This is a genomic window from Tepidimonas sp. (assembly GCF_046292505.1).
Taxonomy (GTDB): domain Bacteria; phylum Pseudomonadota; class Gammaproteobacteria; order Burkholderiales; family Burkholderiaceae_C; genus Tepidimonas.
Genome location: NZ_JBKBQX010000158.1, coordinates 1 through 839, shown reverse-complemented (window position 1 = coordinate 839; position 839 = coordinate 1). Strand labels below are relative to the sequence as shown.

The 839-nt window shown below is 70.9% G+C and carries 2 pseudogenes; one reads left to right on the top strand and one right to left on the bottom strand.

Annotation, left to right across the window (positions count from 1 at the left end):
* Positions 1–306, top strand: a pseudogene (locus ACK4TH_RS12455) (long-chain fatty acid transporter); the annotation flags it as partial.
* Between the two features lie 52 nt (positions 307–358).
* On the opposite strand, the pseudogene ACK4TH_RS12450 reads toward ACK4TH_RS12455, so the two are convergent.
* Positions 359–839 (bottom strand): annotated as a pseudogene (locus tag ACK4TH_RS12450) (complex I NDUFA9 subunit family protein); the annotation flags it as partial.

The window sequence follows — 839 nt, the reverse complement described above, 5'->3', positions numbered from 1 at the left end:
GTGCAGTGGCAGGCCAGCCCGCAGTGGACGCTGCGCGCCGGCTACAACAAGGGCGACAACCCGATCCGGCCGCAGGACGCGATGTTCAACGTGCTGGCCCCGGGCGTGATCCGCGAGCACTTCACCCTCGGCGCCACGTACGCGCCGGACAAGAACACGGAGTGGACGTTCGCGCTGTGGCACGGGCGGCGCGAGACGGTGGTGGGGCCGAGCGTGGACTTCATGTCCGGCGCGATGAACCCGACCGGCACGCGCATCGGCATGCACCAGAATGGTTTTGGCGTGCAGTACAGCCGCAAGTTTTGAGCTGGGGAGAGCGATGGGCCGCCGCTCGGGGTGAGGGCGGCGGCCCCCTTTTTTACCGGCGTTGATGCGCGGTGCGGCGGATCGCAATCAGGGGATCGGCCGGCCCGTCCAGGTCCAGGTAACGGGCCGCCACCGGCTCCACCGCGCTCGGGGTCAGGCCCAGGTCGGCCAGGGTCGGCAGGGTGCCGCTGGCGACGTTGTCCACCTCCATCGAGCGCAGATTGTCGGTGCTCAGCAGCGGCTCGCCCGGCATCAGCTCCATCAGCAGCGCCTGGAAATAGCCCAATGCCCGCGGCAGGCCGATCACCGGCCGCGGGTGACCGCTCAGCCGTCCGGCCAGCCGCACCAGGTCGGCCAGCGTCCAGACCTCCGGGCCGACCGCCTCGAAGGTGCGGCCGACGGTGTCGTCGCGCTGCAGGCAGGTGACGATGGCTTGCGCGACGTCGCCGACCCACACCGGCTGAAAGCGCGCATCCGCCCCGGCCAGCGGTACCAGCGGCAGGCTGCGCTGCAGCCGCGCGAACAGGTTCAGG